This is a genomic window from Rahnella sp. Larv3_ips (assembly GCF_003697865.1).
Classification (GTDB): Bacteria; Pseudomonadota; Gammaproteobacteria; order Enterobacterales; family Enterobacteriaceae; genus Rahnella; species Rahnella rivi.
The window spans coordinates 151,674-169,508 of record NZ_MJIB01000005.1; the positions used below are offsets into that span (position 1 = coordinate 151,674).

At 53.2% G+C, this 17,835-nt stretch carries 14 protein-coding genes; 7 read left to right on the forward strand and 7 right to left on the reverse strand.

The annotated features are described in order from the left end of the window. Positions 1-9 precede the first annotated feature (9 nt). Complete coding sequence (locus ED901_RS09400; protein WP_122095749.1) at positions 10-3,105, reverse strand: efflux RND transporter permease subunit; 3,096 nt, start codon at positions 3,103-3,105, stop codon at positions 10-12. A 9-nt stretch (positions 3,106-3,114) separates the two neighbouring features. Further along, entirely contained in the window at positions 3,115-4,215 is a 1,101-nt protein-coding gene (locus ED901_RS09405) for an efflux RND transporter periplasmic adaptor subunit (RefSeq protein WP_122096103.1), read from the reverse strand. Positions 4,216-4,842: 627 nt separating this feature from the next. On the opposite strand from ED901_RS09405, the gene ED901_RS09410 reads away from it, so the two are divergent. Next, a complete protein-coding gene (locus ED901_RS09410; RefSeq protein ID WP_122095750.1) occupies positions 4,843-5,388 on the forward strand; it encodes a cytochrome b in 546 nt (181 codons plus the stop codon). A 49-nt stretch (positions 5,389-5,437) separates the two neighbouring features. Further along, positions 5,438-6,013, forward strand: a complete 576-nt coding sequence (locus ED901_RS09415; RefSeq protein ID WP_122096104.1) for a YceI family protein — start codon at positions 5,438-5,440, stop codon at positions 6,011-6,013. Between the two features lie 69 nt (positions 6,014-6,082). On the opposite strand, the gene ED901_RS09420 is transcribed toward ED901_RS09415, so the two are convergent. Then, positions 6,083-7,138 carry a rhodanese-related sulfurtransferase gene (locus ED901_RS09420; protein ID WP_056778700.1) on the reverse strand — a complete coding sequence of 352 codons (1,056 nt, stop codon included), beginning with the start codon at positions 7,136-7,138 and terminating at the stop codon, positions 6,083-6,085. A gap of 218 nt (positions 7,139-7,356) precedes the next feature. Here ED901_RS09420 and ED901_RS09425 point away from each other — a divergent pair, with 218 nt between their 5' ends. The 4 genes from ED901_RS09425 (at position 7,357) to mdtG (ending at position 11,874) form a co-directional block, all read left to right on the forward strand. Further along, positions 7,357-8,454: an NADH:flavin oxidoreductase/NADH oxidase gene (locus tag ED901_RS09425; protein ID WP_122095751.1), complete on the forward strand. Its 1,098-nt coding sequence runs from the start codon at positions 7,357-7,359 to the stop codon at positions 8,452-8,454. Positions 8,455-8,800: 346 nt separating this feature from the next. After that, entirely contained in the window at positions 8,801-9,736 is a 936-nt protein-coding gene (locus tag ED901_RS09430) for a Kdo(2)-lipid IV(A) acyltransferase (RefSeq protein WP_122095752.1), read from the forward strand. A gap of 199 nt (positions 9,737-9,935) precedes the next feature. Further along, entirely contained in the window at positions 9,936-10,370 is a 435-nt protein-coding gene (locus tag ED901_RS09435; protein WP_056778690.1) for a DoxX family protein, read from the forward strand. Between the two features lie 265 nt (positions 10,371-10,635). Further along, entirely contained in the window at positions 10,636-11,874 is a 1,239-nt protein-coding gene (mdtG, locus tag ED901_RS09440; RefSeq protein ID WP_122095753.1) for a multidrug efflux MFS transporter MdtG, read from the forward strand. 29 nt (positions 11,875-11,903) lie between these two features. Here mdtG and ED901_RS09445 read toward each other — a convergent pair whose 3' ends face one another. Next, positions 11,904-12,254: a hypothetical protein gene (locus ED901_RS09445; protein WP_122095754.1), complete on the reverse strand. Its 351-nt coding sequence runs from the start codon at positions 12,252-12,254 to the stop codon at positions 11,904-11,906. A 336-nt stretch (positions 12,255-12,590) separates the two neighbouring features. On the opposite strand from ED901_RS09445, the gene ED901_RS09450 reads away from it, so the two are divergent. Beyond that, on the forward strand, positions 12,591-12,998 hold the full coding sequence (locus ED901_RS09450; RefSeq protein WP_056778676.1) for a MysB family protein: 408 nt from the start codon (positions 12,591-12,593) through the stop codon (positions 12,996-12,998). A gap of 3 nt (positions 12,999-13,001) precedes the next feature. On the opposite strand, the gene ED901_RS09455 is transcribed toward ED901_RS09450, so the two are convergent. The 3 genes from ED901_RS09455 to ED901_RS09465 all read right to left on the reverse strand — a co-directional run bounded on the left by ED901_RS09455 (position 13,002) and on the right by ED901_RS09465 (position 17,578). After that, entirely contained in the window at positions 13,002-13,247 is a 246-nt protein-coding gene (locus tag ED901_RS09455) for a YceK/YidQ family lipoprotein (RefSeq protein ID WP_122095755.1), read from the reverse strand. Between the two features lie 214 nt (positions 13,248-13,461). Beyond that, positions 13,462-16,050, reverse strand: coding sequence for a glucans biosynthesis glucosyltransferase MdoH (gene mdoH, locus ED901_RS09460; RefSeq protein WP_122095756.1), 2,589 nt, complete (start codon positions 16,048-16,050; stop codon positions 13,462-13,464). Further along, positions 16,043-17,578 (reverse strand): glucan biosynthesis protein G, encoded by a 1,536-nt coding sequence (locus ED901_RS09465; protein WP_056779164.1) that lies wholly within the window; start codon positions 17,576-17,578, stop codon positions 16,043-16,045. Before ED901_RS09465 ends, mdoH begins: the two co-directional genes overlap by 8 nt. Positions 17,579-17,835 lie beyond the last annotated feature (257 nt).

The following is a 17,835-nucleotide window of genomic DNA, read 5'->3' on the forward strand; positions in this document are numbered from 1 at the left end:
TGCAGCAGATTAACGCGATTTCGTCCATTCACGGAAACGTTGAATATGGACATACAGTGCCGGGATAAACAAGATCCCCGCCGTCGTTGACAGCAACATGCCACTGAATACCGTGACACCAATAATGTGTCGGCTCATCGCGCCGGCACCGGAAGCCAGTACCAGCGGCAAGACACCGAGAATGAAGGAAATTGCCGTCATCATGACTGCACGAAAACGCTGTTTCGCCCCGTCCTGTGCCGCCTCCCGTACGGACGCCCCTTCTTCACGGCGTGCTTTCGAGAATTCCACAATAAGAATAGCATTCTTGGCCGCCAGCCCTATCAGCAGCACCATACCAATCTGCGCATACACATCATTGCTCAGCCCGGCCAGATGTAATCCCGCGATAGCGCCAAACACCGCGAAGATGACTGAAATCATCACCACCAGCGGGATACTCCAGCTTTCATACTGCGCCACCAGGAACAGGTACGCGAATAACAGTGCCGCGGCGTAAATCAGAATCGCCTGCCCGCCAGCCTGAATTTCCTGTAATGACATTCCCGTCCATTCATATCCGTAACCGGCAGGAAGCTTTTCACTGAGAATATGTTCCATTTGCGCCATGGCTTCACCGGAACTCACGCCCTGCGCCGCCGAACCGCTGATGGCCAGTGACGGGAACTGGTTGTATTGCGTGATAAATGGCGCGCCGAGTGATGGCGTCAGATCAACCAGTTTGCCCATGCTGACCAGCGAACCGTTATCGCTACGTACGCTCAGCGTGGAAATCTGGTCGGCGCGCTGGCGGTCCTCCATTTCATTTTGCATCTGCACATTGAACAGACGGTTATTGATAATGAAATCGCTGACATTCACGCCACCCAGAGAGGTTTGTAGTGTGCCGAAAATCCGGCTGACCGGCACCTGCAACTGCGCGGCACGATCACGGTCAACGCTCAGGGCGATTTCAGGTACCGAGGCGCTGAAGGTGGTGAACACGCGGCTGAGCTGCGGATCCTGATTTGCCGCCATGATCAGCGCCTGACCGGTCGCTGCCAGTTCCTGCGGCGACTGCCCCTGCAATGCCTGCAGGCGAAGATCCAGACCCGATGCGGTTCCCAGGCCGGAAATGGCAGGCGGGTTAATCGCCATGATCATCGCCGACGGGATGCCGGCCATCGCGGGTTGCAGGCGGCCTATCACCTGATCCACGCTGCTGCGTTCGCCCCAGGGTTTCAGCAAGACAATCCCGAACGCCGAATTTGGCGCACTGCCGCCGCTGAGCAGGCTGAAACCGCTGATGGCGATGACATCGTCAACGGCCGGGTCGTTTTCCAGCAGCGTCTGCATTTGTCCCAGTACCGCATCGGTTCGCCCGAGCGATGCGCCATCCGGCAACTGTACGTTGACGAAGAAATAGCCCTGATCTTCATCCGGCAGGAAGGATTTTGGCAACGTGGAATAACCCCACACGCACGCTACAAGAATCACCATCACGGTGAGGGCACTGGTCAGCACATGTTTACTGAGCCCGCCGGTCGCCGTGACATAAACATCCCGCACCATGTCCAGCCCCCGGTTGAAAGCGCCAAACAGGCGTGCCGGCTTTTCAGGGCGGGGTTTGAGCAAGGTCGCACAAAGAGCGGGTGTCAGGGTTAATGCATTGATACTTGAAAGAATCACCGCAGCCGACAGCGTTACCGCAAACTGACGATACAGCGCGCCCGTGATGCCGGGTAACACGGCGATCGGCACAAATACCGCCATTAACACCACCGTTGTGGCGATGATTGGCCCGGCGATCTGTTTCAGCGCTTTACGGGTGGCTGCCACCCGGCCCAGCGAGGGATCTTCCGTCATCAGGCGTTCGACATTCTCAACCACCACAATGGCGTCATCCACCACCACCGTCAGCGCAAGAATAATGGCAAATAAGCTCAGCGTATTGGCGGAATAGCCAAACGCGTAGAGCACGGCAAAGGTGCCCAGCAAAGAGACGGGAATGGTCAGCGCGACAATAAAAGTAGCGCGTGCACTTTGCAAAAACAGAAAGACAATCGTCAGGACGACCAGAAATGTCAGGACGAGAGAGACGGCGATTTCATCCAGCGTGGCACTGACAAACTGGGTCGAGTCGAATTTAATTTCGTAGTTGAGATCGTCCGGGAAATAACGCGCCTGTCGGGTCATCTCCTCACGCACCGCATTTGCCACGTTCAGCGCATTGGCACCGGGCGCAGGATAGACCGAAAGGAAAGCCGAAGGCATCTGATTCAGCGTCGCGTTCACCTGATAATCCTGCGCACCCAGCTCAATGCGCGCCACGTCGCGCAACCGCACCGCTCCGCCCTGTTCATTCTTACGCACGATAATATTGGCGAACTCTTCCGGTGAGCTGAGACGCCCGGCACCGCTGATCGTCAGGGTTTGCTGCTGTAACGAAGGACTCGGCGATGCGCCAATCTGACCGGCCGCAGCCTGGACGTTCTGGCTCTGGATCGCGGCGCTGATTTCTGTACTGCTGACGTTCAGCGCCTCCATCTTGCGCGGATCCAGCCAGATACGCATGCTGTAATCACGCGATCCGAAAACCTGTACGTCGCCCACACCATCGATTCGCGCCAGAGCGTCCCGCAACTGAATGCTGGCGAAGTTGCTGATAAACAACATGTCATGGGTATTGTTGGGTGAAAGCAGGCTGATACCCATTAAAATATTTGAAGCCTGTTTACGAACCGACACGCCCGTGTTCAGCACTTCGGCGGGCAATTTTGCGCTCACCTGAGAAATCCGGTTCTGCACTTCAACCGCCGCCGTATCCGGATCGGTACCGCTGGCAAAGGTGATATTCAGTGAGTAGCTGCCGTTATTGCCGCTGTTTGACGACATGTACAGCATATTGCTGACGCCGTTAACCTGCGCTTCAATAGGCGCGGCCACAGATTCAGCCACGTCCCGCGCACTCGCTCCCGGATAGATGGCGCTGACAGACACAACGGGAGGCGTGATATCCGGATATTGCTCAACCGGGATCACCTTGAGCGCCACCGCCCCAATCAGGGCGGTGACCAGCGCGATGACCATCGCAAAACGGGGTCGCTTGATAAATTGCTGAAGCATCGTCGTTCCTTAACGTTGAGTCGTCTGAGCCGTTGAAACATCCTGAGCATCCCGCGTTGAGACGTTCATCCCCGGCTGGATCCATTGCAGACCTTCGGTTACCACCTTGTCTCCGCCCTGCAAACCGTCCAGCACGAAATAGCCCTGAGGATTTTGAGCCCCAAGACGCACCGATCGCGCTTCAATTTGCTGTTGCGCATTGACCAGCAGGACAAAATGACCGGCCTGATTTTGCTGCAATGCATTGGCTGGCACGACGGGCAGACGGGCATCAGATTGCGGTTCCGCCAGCACGTTTACCGTACCGCCCGGCAGCAAACGATGCTGCGGATTCGCCACCACCAGCCTGACGGCGACGGTGCCCGTTTGCGCATCAATGCGGTTGCCCAGTGATTCAAAGGTCGGTGCGGCCATGTACGGGGAACCATCCGACAGACGCAGCGACAGTGCCATATTCTCCCCGGACATCGCCTGTTCAAGCGAACCGGTATTCTGGCTGGCGCTGAGAAAATCTCGTTCATTTACGGAAATCACCACCCGCACCGGATCAAGCTGAACGATTTCCGTCAGTGTCCCGCTGGCCGGGTTCACCAGGCTGCCGGTATGAAAATGGCTGACGCCGATACGCCCGGAAATGGGCGCAGTAATGCGCGTATAACTCAGCTGTAATTCCTGCGTTTTTAGCGCGGCCTGTGCTTGTGCAACCGCTGCCCGCGCGGTATCACGCGCCGCCACTGCAGCATCCACATCAGACTGGCTGACAGTGCGGGCATCTCCCAGACGCTGAATACGGTTAAGGTGAGTTTGCGCGTGGCGCGCGGTGGCATTGGCGCTGTCGAGCTGCGCTTTGGCCTGGGCGACGGCAGATTTATGCAATGCGGGTTCAATCTCATACAACAGATCACCCGCGTTAACGAATTGCCCTTCCTCAAAGACACGGCGGGCAATAAAACCTTCTGTACGGCTGGCAACGTTGACTGATTGCACCGCTTCCAGGCGACCAAGATAGGTGCGGTTCACGCCCTCGGTCTGAGTGGCGATGGTCACGATGCCGACAACCGGGAGTGGCTGCGCGCTCACTGCGCCGCAATGGAGCAGGAAAAAAGCCATGACCGCCGTGATAGCAGAAATACGTGTACCTGTGGTCAGGCGGCGAATTGCAGGAAATACCATAGCGTCACTCTCCATGTGATGTCTCAGGCCTGCGCTGTCAAAAATGTACCAACAAGCATCAGCAGACATCAGATATAAGGAATATAAGAAAATTCCTAAGCAAAATTTTCGGTAAGTATAATTTCGGAAATATTTCGCAACCTGATCTCGATCACTTACGTTGTCACCCTTATATTTCTTTACGTTCTATTTAAGAAATATTTAAACTTTAGGACTATGTACAAGGAATTATAGGGAAATATTCCACCCTCATATTTAGAGCTTCAGCGGAATACATCAGAAATTATTAATCACGGGAGAAATTAGGTTTTTTACTCAAATTTTTAGAAGTGGAATAATCTTTACCTTGCATGACAAAACCTGACAATCCCCCGCCAGTACGGGCTTCCCTCTAATTTACGGCATGCCTCGCTAACAAAACCGAAACCATTGAACAAGCAGTGGTCATTAGCATCAAAAATAATGAACAAATGAAATTAATCTACACTTTTGATAATTAAATATTGCCAAGATGTTTCAATATGTTTAGCTTTCGAAAATATCATATTGAACGAGAAGCTTTATATGCAGTGGAGAAATACGCCTGTCCGCTTTGGCCATATTTCCGTGTTGACTCATTGGGGCGTTGCTCTTGCCGTTTACGGATTATTTGCCCTGGGTTTATGGATGGTGGGGCTGGGTTATTACGATACCTGGTATCACCGCGCGCCCGAAATACATAAAAGCATTGGCGTATTAATTTTCGTCGCGATGGTATTCCGATTGGCGTGGCGGTTTATTTCCCCTCCGCCAAAAGCCCTGAGCACCTACAGCGCTAAAACCCGCCTCGGCGCCTGGCTGGCACATGTGCTTCTGTTTGCCGGTCTGTTTGCCATCCTGATCAGCGGTTACCTGATTTCCACGGCAGAGGGTCAGGCTGTCAGCGTGTTCGGCTGGTTTGAAATCCCCGCGACGCTTTTCGGGCTGAACCAGCAGGCAGATCTCGCCGGGACGATCCATTTATGGCTGGCGTGGGGAATTGTGATTGTTTCTGCATTCCATGCGCTCGCGGCACTTAAGCACCATTTCATTGACCGGGACAGCACCCTGACACGCATGCTCGGACGCTGACCCGTTTCACTTTCTGCTCTTCACATATGGACAATGGAGAATCACCATGTTGAAAAAGACGACCCTGGGACTGACGCTGGCATCGCTGTTACTGGCAGCCGGTTCAGCAACGGCCGCAAATTACAAAATCGACAAAGAAGGCCAGCACGCCTTTATTGAATTCCGTATCAAACACTTAGGCTACAGCTGGTTGTACGGCAGCTTTAATGATTTCGACGGCGGTTTTACTTTTGATGAAAAAGATCCGTCAGCCGATAAAGTTGACGTCACCATCAACACCACCAGCGTTTTCACCAATCACGCTGAACGCGATAAACACCTGCGCAGTGCTGAGTTCCTGAACGTCGGCAAACATCCGCAGGCAACGTTCAAATCAACGTCGGTGAAGAAAGAAGGTGAAAACCTGGCCGTAACCGGTGATTTCACGCTGAACGGCGTGACGAAACCGCTGACGTTGCAGGCTAAATTACTGGGTCAGGGTAAAGATCCGTGGGGTGGTTACCGCGCAGGCTTTGAGGCGGCTGGCACTATCGCCCTGAAAGACTACGGTATCACCACCGATCTGGGCCCGGCCTCTCAGAATGTTGAGCTGATCATCTCTGTTGAAGGCGTTCAGGAGAAATAATTCCTGCCTCATAAAAAAGGCCCTGCATGGCATTGCCAGTCAGGGCCTTTTTACGTTCGGGAAAACGTATCAGTCGTTTTCAGGCGCAGGAATGTGCATGGTGGTTTGCAACAACCCTTTGGACTTATTGAAAATCTTGATCCCGTTCTCACGTCCTGCACGCAGGGAACGCTGTTCTTCCACCGGCAGTTTCAGTTCTGTCATGCAGATTTCACTGCAACAACCGTCAAACTTCGCCGCACAGGTCGGGCACTGAATAAACAGCAAATGACAGCCGTCATTTTTGCAATTGGTGTGGTTATCGCAGGCCGTGCCGCACTGGTGACAGTGGGCGATCACGTCGTCTGAAATACGTTCACCCATGCGTTCATCAAAGACGAAATTTTTGCCTTTGAATTTCACCGGTAAGCCCTGCTCTTTCGCCCGGCGTGCATATTCAATAATGCCGCCTTCCACGTGATACACATTTTTAAAACCCTTGTGCAGCATGTAGGCGCTGGCCTTTTCACAGCGAATACCGCCGGTGCAGTACATGACGATCTTCTTGTCTTTGTCTTCTTTCAGCATATCGACGGCCATCGGCAGTTGATCGCGGAAAGTATCCGAAGGGACTTCAATCGCCTTGTCGAAATGCCCCACTTCGTATTCGTAATGGTTACGCATATCCACAAACAAGGTGTCCGGATCGTCGATCATCGCATTGACCTGTTCGGCTTTCAGGTATTCACCGATCTTTGACGGGTCAAAACTTTCGTCGTCGATACCGTCCGCCACAATGCGGTCACGCACTTTCAGGCGCAAAACCCAGAAGGACTTGCCGTCATCTTCCAGCGCGATGTTCAGACGGATCTGATCCAGCGCCGGATGGCTGGTAAACAGCTCGGTTTTGAAGGCCTCAAACTGACTTTGCGGAACGCTTATCTGAGCGTTAATCCCTTCTTTTGCCACGTAAATACGGCCAAATACATTCAGGCGCGTCAGGCTGATATAGAGGGCGTCGCGGAAGGCCTTCGGATCGTCGAGCTGGAAATACTTATAAAAAGAAACAGTGGTGCGCGGCTCAGTTTCAGCCAACATACGCGCCCTCAGTTCCTCATTAGAAATACGGTTATGTAACACTGGCATGGTGTACGTTCCTGTCTTTCGGGGAATTTAAAGATTGGTCACTTTTAAGCGGCAAGATTATACATTAAAGCAACATTGAGGACATCTCCCGTTGCAAATTCCTCAACAGAAAAACACCCGCTGCACCTTGCCGCCGGGATAATTACGATAATCTATGCTTAGGTGTTATCCATTTTCGGGATTTAACGACGATTCAACTTTTCGCAGGAGCAGGAAACATGAGCAAGCTTTTTGAACCGATTACGCTGGGCAAGCTGACACTCCCAAACCGCATTGTGATCGCGCCAATGTGCCAGTATTCCTCGGATAACGGCAAAGCCACATCCTGGCATCATGCCCATCTTGGTCAGTTATCTTTTTCCGGGGCAGGTTTACTGATCCTCGAGGCGACCGCCGTGGAAGCCGTCGGGCGCATTTCTGCCGAGGATTTGGGGCTATGGGATGACGAAACCGAGGCTGCACTGAAGGACCTTATCACGGGCTTGCGCGAAAACAGCGATATGCCCCTTGGCCTGCAGCTCGGCCATGCAGGGCGTAAAGCATCCTGTGCCGCACCCTGGAAAGGAGGCGCACAAATTCCTCAGTCCGCCGGAGGCTGGCAAACCGTTGCCCCTTCTGCCGCAGCCTTTGCTGAAGGCACTGAAGCCCCGGAAGCGATGTCGCTGGAACGCATTGCACAACTGAAACAGGCGTATGTCGACAGCGTCCGCCGCGCCGATCGTCTGGGGTTTGATTTACTCGAACTGCACGGAGCGCACGGCTACCTGCTGCATCAGTTCCTGTCACCGCTGTCGAACCAGCGCACCGACCAGTACGGCGGCTCACTGGAAAACCGTATGCGGCTGCTGCTTGAGATCTTCCAGGACATCCGCGAAGCATTTCCGGCCGACAAACCGGTGGGCGTGAGAATTTCCGCAACTGACTGGGTGGAAGGTGGCTGGGATCTGGAGCAGTCTATTGCGCTGGCAAAAGCGCTGGATGCGCTGGGTTGCAGTTATATTCACGTCTCCAGCGGTGGCCTGAGCACTCAGCAGAAAATTGCCGTTGGCCCGAACTACCAGGTGCCTTTCGCGGACGGTATTAAACGTTACGTCAAAATGCCGGTGATTGCCGTTGGCCTGATCACCGAGCCGGAGCAGGCAGAAGCAATTATCGGTACCGGTCAGGCCGATATGATCGCGCTGGCACGCGGTATTTTATATAACCCGCGCTGGCCGTGGCATGCTGCTGCCAAACTGGGCGCGAAGGTAGCCGCACCGAAACAGTACTGGCGCAGCGAACCGCACAGCGTGAAAGGTTTATTCCAGCCGGATTAATCCTCCTTTGTAAATTTCTCCGCGGGCAGCCAAATTGGCTGCCCGTTTATTTGACAAAAACCGGTTCTCTGCTGATATTCAGTCGGAAAGAAGCGCGTTTACTTCACGGCGGCTTATAAATAGAGCAGATTGCTTTCCATTCAGGCAGTGAATACCAAAAAATGAGGTATTAGTGCCGACGCCTTTCACCTCGCACCAAAAAAGTGCCACAATATGTCACTTTGCTACAAATAATTAACGCATAACACGCACTCCATACGGGGAGTGAACGTACTTATGTAGCGGGCTGCTGCACCAGACAGAGCTTATATATTTTCTACTTCGATTATTATGACGCAGAGATTTTATGACTCAGGTTCCAACTTTTACTCTTTCATTACTGCATCCGCGTTACTGGATGACCTGGTTAGGTCTCGGATTACTTTACGCGCTGGTGTTACTGCCTTATCCGGTTATTTATCGTATTGGTACAGGCTTAGGCCGCTTTTCAATGCGCTTTCTGAAACGCCGCTACAAAATCGCGTCGCGTAACATCGAACTTTGTTTCCCTGATATGCACCCTGACCAGCGGGAAGATATGGTGGTGAAAAACTTCGAATCCGTCGGCATGGGGTTGTTTGAAACGGGCATGGCGTGGTTCTGGCCTGACAAGCGTATCGAACGCTGGTTCAGCGTCAGCGGTCTTGAACACATTCAACGTGCACGCGACAACCAGCAAGGCGTGTTGTTAATCGGTGTCCACTTCCTCACCCTCGAGCTTGGTGCGCGTATCTTTGGTATCCATAATCCGGGTGTCGGCGTCTACCGTCCGCATGATAATAAGCTGATGGATTGGATCCAGACCAAAGGCCGTATGCGTTCTAACAAAGGCATGCTGGACCGCAAAGACCTTAAAGGCATGATCCGCAGTCTGAAGCAGGGCGATATCATCTGGTACGCACCGGATCACGACTACGGCCCGCGTGCCAGCGTATTCGTGCCGTTCTTTGCGGTGGATAAAGCCGCGACCACGACGGGAACTTACCTGCTGGCGCGAATGGGCAAACCGGCGATCATTCCTTTCACCCCGCGTCGTCTTGAAGGCGGGAAAGGCTATGAGATGATCATTCATCCTCAGGTCGCCGATTTCCCACTGGATGATGAAGTCGTTGCCGCTGCATACATGAATAAAGTGGTCGAAAATGAAATTCGTCAGGCACCGGAGCAATATATGTGGCTGCATCGCCGTTTTAAAACGCGTCCGCAGGGCGAATCTTCACTCTATAAAAAGTTGAGAGACTGATGTGAGGGCCGGTTCAGGTTCACTGCACCGGTTCTTATTTTTGATTTGCTTAAACAGTTTTTTTGACAGACTTCTTCAAAGTTATCAGATTTTATCTCATGGCGTTTAGGCCAATACTCTCAGCATAATTTCCCCACGTGATTACCCCGGAACGTTAGGGGCCGCGTGATCAACGAGTCTCTCCCGAAAGGAAACTGTTATGCTGGCTAAACTGAACACTGCTTTTACCCGCGCCACCGATCATCCTGATTTTGGTAAGCTTCTGTTACGTCTCACTTTCGGTATCCTGATCCTGTTTCACGGCGTGGCTAAAATCGAGAACGGCGTCGGCTGGATCGCCAACATGTTAGTCGCCGCTGGCCTGCCTGGCTTTATCGCTTACGGCGCGTATATCGGTGAAGTGATTGCCCCGGTACTGATCATTCTGGGCATCTTCACCCGCCCTGCCGCACTGGTGATGGCATTCAATATTCTTGTTGCCGTTTTCCTGGTTGTCGCCGGTAAATTCTTTACGGTCACCGACGTCGGCGCATGGGGTCTGGAAGGCGAAGCGCTTTATTTCTTCGGCGGTCTGGTGATCATGTTCCTTGGCAGTGGCCGTTATTCCGTGATGAAAAACCCGGCCCTGCGTTAATTACGTTTTATTTTGGTTTTTGTGTCTGTCGCGGCCAGCCTCATCACTGGCCGTTTTTTTTTGCTTTTTACCAAATTATTGATCTCCTTCAGTCCGCCAAATTTTTTAAACCTGTATTTTACTCCGCTTGTTACAGTTCATTAACATCATTGAAGTGGATGATAATTAGGCGCATAATTATCCATCTGACTGATTGTTACTTGTGCTCTGCCTTGTTTCTTTCTGCCATCACAGAGCGAACCTGACCTCTTTTTTCCGGTAATTTATGACCTCGGCTCCTGAACCTGAACTCGCCCCAGAACCCATTAACTGGAAACGTAATCTGTTTGTTGCCTGGATTGGCTGCTTTCTTACCGGTGCCGCATTCAGCCTGATCATGCCCTTTCTGCCGTTATACGTAGAAACGCTGGGCGTAACGGGCCATGAATCCCTGAACATGTGGTCCGGTCTGGTCTTCAGTATCACCTTTCTGTTTTCCGCCATTGCTTCACCATTCTGGGGCGGCCTCGCCGACCGTAAGGGCCGTAAGATCATGCTGCTGCGTTCCGCGCTCGGTATGTCGATTGTCATGGTGCTGATGGGATTCGCGCAAAATATCTGGCAGTTTCTGGTGCTCCGCGCCCTGCTCGGTTTACTCGGCGGCTTTGTTCCCAACGCCAATGCACTGATTGCTACGCAGATCCCGCGCAATAAAAGCGGCTGGGCGCTGGGTACGCTTTCTACCGGCGGCGTCAGCGGCGCGCTGCTCGGGCCACTGGCAGGCGGGTTGCTCGCTGACAGCTACGGACTGCGTCCTGTCTTCTTCATTACTGCTGCCGTACTTTTCCTGTGCTTCGTGATGACGCTGTATTGCATTCGTGAGCAGTTCGTTCCCGTCAATAAAAAGGACATGCTCAATCGCAAACAGGTATTCGCTTCCCTTAAAAATCCAAAACTGGTGCTGTGCCTGTTTGTCACGACGATGATTATTCAGGTAGCGACAGGCTCTATCGCGCCCATCCTCACGCTGTACGTGCGGGAACTGGCGGGGAATACGCAGAATCTTGCGTTTATCAGCGGGATGATAGCCTCCGTACCGGGTGTGGCCGCGCTGATGAGTGCGCCGAGGCTGGGCAAACTGGGAGACAGGATCGGGCCGGAGCGTATTCTGGTGGCGATGATGGGGATTTCAGTGTTGCTGCTGATCCCGATGGCTTTCGTGCAAACGCCGCTGCAACTGGGGATTTTACGTTTCCTGCTTGGCGCAACGGATGGCGCATTGTTGCCCGCCGTTCAGACCCTGCTGATTTATAACTGCACCAATCAGGTGGCCGGTCGGGTATTCAGTTACAACCAGTCGTTCCGTGACGTCGGTAATGTCACCGGCCCGCTGCTCGGTGCAGCGGTGTCAGCAAGTTATGGCTTCAGGACAGTATTTTGTGTCACGGCGCTGGTGGTGTTGTTTAACGCATTTTATTCCTACTGGTGTCTGCAACGGCGGCCACGTCAGGCGATGACCGATTAAATGCGGCCGCCCTGCCAGACTGACGCGCTTTAAGGTGCTTTGTCAGGTTGCGGCGGCACCGGCATATCCTCGGGCACTTCAACAACCACCAGACGCACTTCGTAATGCTTGCCGGCCATCGTGGCAGGCAGCACAGACGTCAGTTTTTGAATGGTGGCTGTCGGGTTATCACTGGCCACGCTGGCACAAAACAATTGCCCCGGATGGCAGAACCCCATCATCATCATCGGTGGCGGCGGCGGCGGCAGCGGCAAACCTTCTCCATGGAACATGTTCACAGGAGGTTGCGGATGCGTATTTTCACTGGCCTGACTGGAAACGCTGAATAGCACACCAAGCGCACACAGCGGCAGGAGTAAAGCGCGGGAAAGAGTCTTCATAAAAGTCACCTTAATCTTGAAAGTTCAGGGTCACTGTAGCCCTCAATTTCACGCCCCGCCGGGGGTTTGCTAAACCTTTACCCCTCCCCTTCAGAGCCTTTGCAAATCAGGGAAAGTGCTGACAGTTGTGTCTGTGCGATTCCTTTTTCCCGCCAGCTTTCCCAAAAAACATCAATGGTCAGACTGTTTTTCTCTGAAAACTTGCATCCTGTCATTTATCGACAACACTCATTGAATCAGCATTTTTACTGACGAGTGGTTGTTACCTGTTCATTCATAACACTATTTACACCACACGCTTTTTAGCTACACACCATTTCAACTCAGGAGACAACAATGAGCATGTACGTAACGCTTGAAGAAGCTATTGATGCCGCCCGCGAAGAATTTCTCGAAGCCGCGCAGGACAGGATCCAGGGCGATGAAGAGCCGCTTCCCGATCAGTTCAATTTGCAGAAATACATCATGCAGGATGGCGACATCATGTGGCAGGCAGAATTTCTCAGCGCCGAAGGGGAATCCATTGATGCGCTGACCTTCCGCAGCGGTGCCGCTGCACAGGCCATTTTCGATGAGGATTACGACGTCATCGAACTCGAAGAAGAGTGGCTGGAAGAGGCGACGCTGTACGAATGGGATGAAGGGGAATTCCAGCACGAACCGCAGACCGACACCGAAGAAGGTGCGGCAGCAGCAGAAGAGTGGGATGACGAAGACGATTATCCGGGCCGTGACATCGACTGACGTTTAATTGTAAGGGCCGTGGCGGGCGTCAACTGGCAGCATGAAGGTGTCGACAATCATCGACAGCGGAACGTCGATCACAGTGACATAACGCCACGGACTGTCCCGAAGGTCCCATTGCACGCCAGGATAATACTGATTGCCATGCCCCTGCCCCGGCACCGTGCGGCTGATGATACTTCCACATCCCGAGAGCGTGACGGCCAGCAAGGCCAGAACAGATCCGCGAAAAATACCCCGATTAATCACTCACACAACCTGTCAAATTGAATCAAATGAAGCACTCCGTTGAGCGCTGAATAGCGCTGTCAGCTTAGCATGCGCGTGAAGACCGGCCATGTTAAGACAAAGTAAAATTTTATACGCTGCGGGTTAAAGAGTCACTGAACTTCACACCATAAAAAAACGGACAGTATGCAAATGACATACTGTCCGTTTATCTTTACTGCCCCTTTACGTCAACTCAGGCGGGTTTAACTTCCAGCGTTTGAGTTTCAGGGAAGGCCTGCGCATTACGCGGCAACTTAGTGTAATACTCGCCCCACGCTTGCTGATCGGGTTGCGTCCAGACCGCAGAGTGTAAACGCGCCATCAGCACCGGATCACTCAGAAGAATCAGGCGATCGGCTTTGCCCAAATCTTTCGGCCCGGTTTTCAGCGCCTGCTCAAGATGAGCGCGACGTCCGTTTTCAACCGCATCGCGCAGCAGGTGGCGTGATGTGGCCATGGCGGAGGCCAGTGCGTTGAATGCCGGATCAAACACTGCGTGCATAAAGCCGTTTTGCAGTTTACGTTCACGGTTCAGCTTGAGGTATTCCTCGGTGGCGACCAGTTCGCGCGGAGGATCGTATTCTTCCGGGATCAGGAACAGTTTGGCTCGCTTACTCTTAATCCCAAGCGTTGCACGGCTCGACAAGACTGAGACGATTGGCGAGAGGATCAGAGAGAAGACGATTGGCGCCAGCCACCACAGGAAACGCAAGTCCAGCCAGGCCATACCGGCCGCCCAGACAGCACCCAGCAACAGCTGAGATCCGTGACGTTTAAAGGCTTCGCCCCACGGCGTGTCATCATCGTCACGCTGCGGTGAATTCCAGACCACTTCCCAGCCCAGGAACGCACTGACCACGAAGACTGTGTGGAACAGCATACGCACAGGGGCCAGAAGAACCGAGAACAGCATTTCCAGCAGCATGGACATCAGCAGGCGGAAACCGCCACCAAACTGTTTCGCACCCTTCGCCCAGATCAGGACGATACTCAGCAGTTTTGGCAGGAACAGCAGCACCATGGTGGTCGAGAACAAGGCGATTGCCAGTTCAGGACGCCATTGCGGCCACACCGGGAACAGCTGACGAGGTTGCAGGAAGTACTGCGGTTCCATCAGCGTATGCACCACCTGCAAGGCGGTAGACAAGGCCAGGAACGTAAACCACAACGGTGCGGAAAGATACGACATGACACCGGTCAGGAACACCGCACGGTGAACCGGGTGCATCCCTTTCACCAGGAACAGGCGGAAGTTCATCAGGTTACCATGGCACCAGCGGCGGTCGCGTTTCAGCTCATCCAACAGGTTTGGCGGTAACTCTTCATAACTGCCCGGCAGATCGTAGGCGATCCAGACACCCCAGCCCGCACGACGCATCAGTGCCGCTTCCACAAAGTCATGCGACATGATGGAGCCCGCAAATGAACCTTCACCCGGCAACGGTGCGAGGGCACAGTGCTCGATGAAAGGTTTCACGCGGATAATGGCGTTGTGCCCCCAGTAGTGGGATTCACCCAACTGCCAGAAGTGCAGACCCGCGGTAAACAGCGGGCCGTAGACGCGGGTAGCAAACTGCTGACAACGCGCATACAACGTATCCATTCCGGACGCTTTCGGCGAAGACTGGATAATACCGGCGTTCGGGTTAGCATCCATCAGACGAGCCAGACCGGTCAGACATTCGCCACTCATCACGCTGTCGGCATCGAGGATCACCATATAGGCATATTCCCCACCCCAGCGACGGCACCAGTCATCAATGTTTCCGCTTTTGCGTTTCACACGGCGACGGCGGCGGCGATAGAAGATACGGCCATGGCCGTCTACGTCGCGGCAGACTTCCATCCAGGCTTTCTGTTCAGCCACGCAGATATCCGGGTCATAGCTGTCGCTCAGGACATAGATATCAAACTGATCCAAATCACCGGTCGCTTTCACGGATTCGTACGTTGCACGAAGACCCGCGAATACGCGCTCTACGTCTTCGTTACAAATCGGCATGATAAGCGCGGTACGGTTATTCGGGTTCAGCGGCTCGTCGCCTTTGGTGGACGCCGTGATGCTGTATTTATCGCGGCCAATGAGCAGTTGTAAAAAGCCCATCAGTGCAGTCCAGAAACCGGCCGATACCCAACAGAACAAAATGGCAAACAGCACCAGAATACCGGTCTGCAACACATAAGGCAGCAGTTGCAGCACAGACTGTTGCCAGTCCTGATTCAACATATCTGCGGGGTCGATCAGCGCCCAGCCCTGATAAGGCAGGATGGTTTTCATGTACCAGGTGGCGATCGCCGTTTGCACCAGCATCAGAGCCAGCAAGATATAACGGCGAACGGAACCGGCATGACGCCAGCGTTTTTCGGATTCAGGCATTTCGGAGGCGCGGTGACGGGAAGCCGCGCTGCGCCCCATCAGATTGTCCCAGAAACGGCCTACCGGGTTGGTGCGCCAGACATCAGGGAACATGCTGGAACGCTTAACCGGTGGCATAGCGCTGGCGATGGTGCGGCCTTCGTTATCCACTTCATCCAGCGAGCCCTTTTCCAGAGCGTAAGGCCAGCTGCCGCCTACGCGCGCTTTCACCGAGGCCAGAGGCGCATCGATGTCAGCCGCAGCGGCAACCGCTGAAGCCGTATCATCGGCGCCTAAGCGCCGGTGCACGGTGGCAAAAGCTTCCCCTTCAGCAGCCGGAAGCTGCTGGAGGAGCGCCGCTTTCTGTTCTTCAGTAAGCGGCAAAGCTTCTACGTAATCATGTGTAGAGTGCGTTGACTTATTCATTTGCAGGCAGCTGATAGCTCCAGGTTTCACTCAGTGTTTTATCGCCATTGGCCAGAGAAGCGCGCATTTCAATCGCTTTCTTCGGATCTTTCACTTTCAGGCGCAGCGTCAGACGCCAGCCTTTGGTTACCGGATTATAGCGGACAGTGTTTTCAACCAGATCGCCGTTGTCGCCTACGCTGACCTGAGACGCCACCGGCGTATCACTTTTCAGGGCTTTGAGGTTTGGACCGACAAAATCAACCAGGAAGGCAACGCTGCCATCTGGTTCACGGATCAGATTTGACTGCTTAACATCACCGGTTGAGCGCATGGTACGTTCGACCCACGCCAGATCGGGTGCATGCAATTTGTCTTCTTCAATGGTGAAGTGCAGACGGTAGTCCATGTTCAGCGGTTTACCCGCATCAGGTAACTGATCCGGCGTCCAGAAGGCAACGATGTTGTCATTGGTTTCATCGGCGGTAGGAATTTCTACCAGCTCAACTTTCCCTTTACCCCAGTCGCCTTTGGTTTCAACCCAACCGCTCGGACGCAGATCGTAACGGTCGTCCAAATCTTCAAAGTTGGAGAAGCTGCGGCCGCGTTGCAGCAAGCCGAACCCTTTCGGGTTTTCCATGGAGAACTGGCTGACGGCCAGATGTTTTGGATTGTTCAGCGGACGCCAGATCCATTCACCGTTACCGGCGTGGATGGACAGACCGTTGGAATCATGCAGCGCCGGACGATAGTTCATCACCGGAGACGGCTGATTTGCACCGAACAGGAACATGCTGGTCAGGGGAGCGACGCCCAGTTTGCCCACTTTATCGCGCAGATAAACTTTAGACTGCACGTCTACGGTCGCTTCTTTACCTGGATACACATCCATGCGGTAAGCACCGGTCGCACGCGGCGAATCCAGCAAGGCATAAATGACTAAATGCTTTTCATCAGGATTAGGACGTTCGATCCAGAATTCACGGAAACGCGGGAACTCTTCGCCCGATGCCAGTGCGGTATCGATAGCCAGACCACGGGCAGACAAGCCATACACCTGGCCTTTACCGATGACGCGGAAGTAGCTGGCACCCAGCACACTCATTATTTCATCATCTTTGTCTGCTTTATTGATCGGATAAAGCACTTTGAAACCGGCAAAGCCGAGGTTTTTCACTGAGTCAGCGTCATGTTTGACGTTGCCAAAGTTGAAGTAGTCCGGGCTGTACTTAATTTCTTTGACTGCGTTAGCCGTCACTTCATTGATTTTCACCGGAGTGTCGAAGTACATCCCCTGGTGGTAGAACTCAAGCTTGAAAGGCGTGTTCTGGTCTTTCCAGTACGCTTTGTCATGATTGAATTGAATTTGTTGGTAGTCTGCGAATTTGAGATCGCGGAACTGGGACGGTAAATTGCTTTTAGGCGCTTCGTAGCCTTTATCGGCTAATGCTTTCGCTTGTTTTGCAACATCGTCAATAGAAAAAGCCCAGGCAGATGAGGTGAACATGGCCATCAACACTGCGGCACTTAGCAAACGGACTTTGATCATACGTGACCCTATGGAAAAATTTTTATCCGACACCTTGTCTCCTTTAAGCGCGCTTAAGGCAATTGCTGTCACTGTTTCATGAGAAGTGTCAGGTTTCCGACAACCTGAGCTGTCGATGGTTCATTCATTGAAGAACCGTTTAAGCGCAACAGGGTACAAGGATATCAATTCGTTGAAACACAGGCTATGGAAACTTGTCCTATAAGAAAGCCTGATTGAGGTTCGGAGTAATACTATTGTCAGTCACGTTCATTTCT

Coding starts and splice junctions, on each gene's coding strand:
- ED901_RS09400 (WP_122095749.1), bottom strand. CDS start 3,105: ATGCTTCAGCAATTTATCAAGCGACCCCGTTTTGCGATGGTCATCGCG.
- ED901_RS09405 (WP_122096103.1), bottom strand. CDS start 4,215: ATGGCTTTTTTCCTGCTCCATTGCGGCGCAGTGAGCGCGCAGCCACTC.
- ED901_RS09410 (WP_122095750.1), top strand. CDS start 4,843: ATGCAGTGGAGAAATACGCCTGTCCGCTTTGGCCATATTTCCGTGTTG.
- ED901_RS09420 (WP_056778700.1), bottom strand. CDS start 7,138: ATGCCAGTGTTACATAACCGTATTTCTAATGAGGAACTGAGGGCGCGT.
- ED901_RS09425 (WP_122095751.1), top strand. CDS start 7,357: ATGAGCAAGCTTTTTGAACCGATTACGCTGGGCAAGCTGACACTCCCA.
- ED901_RS09430 (WP_122095752.1), top strand. CDS start 8,801: ATGACTCAGGTTCCAACTTTTACTCTTTCATTACTGCATCCGCGTTAC.
- ED901_RS09435 (WP_056778690.1), top strand. CDS start 9,936: ATGCTGGCTAAACTGAACACTGCTTTTACCCGCGCCACCGATCATCCT.
- mdtG (WP_122095753.1), top strand. CDS start 10,636: ATGACCTCGGCTCCTGAACCTGAACTCGCCCCAGAACCCATTAACTGG.
- ED901_RS09445 (WP_122095754.1), bottom strand. CDS start 12,254: ATGAAGACTCTTTCCCGCGCTTTACTCCTGCCGCTGTGTGCGCTTGGT.
- ED901_RS09450 (WP_056778676.1), top strand. CDS start 12,591: ATGAGCATGTACGTAACGCTTGAAGAAGCTATTGATGCCGCCCGCGAA.
- mdoH (WP_122095756.1), bottom strand. CDS start 16,050: ATGAATAAGTCAACGCACTCTACACATGATTACGTAGAAGCTTTGCCG.
- ED901_RS09465 (WP_056779164.1), bottom strand. CDS start 17,578: ATGATCAAAGTCCGTTTGCTAAGTGCCGCAGTGTTGATGGCCATGTTC.